Source organism: Paraburkholderia ribeironis (assembly GCF_900019265.1).
In the GTDB taxonomy this organism is placed as follows: domain Bacteria; phylum Pseudomonadota; class Gammaproteobacteria; order Burkholderiales; family Burkholderiaceae; genus Paraburkholderia; species Paraburkholderia ribeironis.
Genome location: NZ_CYGX02000214.1, coordinates 1 through 527, shown reverse-complemented (window position 1 = coordinate 527; position 527 = coordinate 1). Strand labels below are relative to the sequence as shown.

The window sequence follows — 527 nt, the reverse complement described above, 5'->3', positions numbered from 1 at the left end:
AGTTCGGCGCGTCGTTTCCGGCACACCCGGAGTGGCTGATCAATACGTCGCAAGCCAAGGCGCTGCTAGCCCAAGGGGACGGCGTGCTGGTCAGCGTGCGCACCTGGGGCGAGTTCATCGGACAGACTTCCGGTTACAGCTATATCGCCGCCCGTGGCGAGATCGCGGGCACGCGCTGGGGGCGGGACGGCGCCGACCGTGACGTCAACAGTCTGAGCGAGTTTCATCATCCGGACGGCACGATGCAGGCGGCTGGCCACATCGACGGACTGTGGCGCCGCGCCGGCGTGGTCCCGGAACTGCAGGTGGCGTTCTACTGTGGCACAGGCTGGCGTGCCTCGCTCGCATTCTTCTATGCCTGGCTGCTGGGTTGGCCACGCATCAGCGTCTATGATGGCGGTTGGTGTGAATGGAGCCGCGATCCCGAGAATCCGGTCATGTGCCAAAGCGGCTTATTTCGCTAATCACCGCCTGTAGCCGTTGCGCAACGAACGGCCGTTCATACAGAGCAACGGTATACAACACAG

General features: G+C 63.4%; 1 protein-coding gene. It reads left to right on the top strand.

The features are described from left to right. Positions 1-464 (top strand): sulfurtransferase (locus tag BN2475_RS33220; protein ID WP_281254305.1); only part of this gene is annotated, 464 nt, incomplete at its 5' end. Positions 465-527: the final 63 nt, after the last annotated feature.